Raw genomic sequence first — 363 nt, 5'->3', positions numbered from 1 at the left:
GACAGATTCATCCCGACACAGAAGTGAATCCCCTGCCCGAACGGCAGATTCATCGGCAGATTCGCCCAGTCCCGCTCGACCAGGAACTCGTCCGGCCGGTCGAAGACCTGCGGATCGTGATTCGCGGCGCTGATCACGGCGAACGCCTTCTCACCCGGCTCGACATCGAGGTCCCCGATCCTGGTCGGCCGGGAACAGGTACGCCACAGCCCCGAGATGGGCGACTCGAACCGCAGCGACTCCGCCGCCAACGAGCGAGCGAGCCCCTCCGGGTCGGACAGGAACCGGGCCTTCTGCTCGGGGTAACGGTCCAGCAGATAGGCCGTGTTGCCGATCGCCCCGATCGTCGTGCCGATCCCGGCC

General features: G+C 66.7%; 1 protein-coding gene. It reads right to left on the bottom strand.

The genetic code is table 11. The features are described from left to right. The coding region (locus ACLZOT_RS50570) for a cytochrome P450 (RefSeq protein WP_416976065.1) at positions 1–363 on the bottom strand (363 nt) is incomplete at both ends.

The organism is Streptomyces sp. 4F14 (assembly GCF_048159485.1).
Taxonomy (GTDB): Bacteria; Actinomycetota; Actinomycetes; order Streptomycetales; family Streptomycetaceae; genus Streptomyces.
Note: the sequence above shows the minus strand (reverse complement) of the source record. Positions and strands in the feature narration are given on the sequence as shown.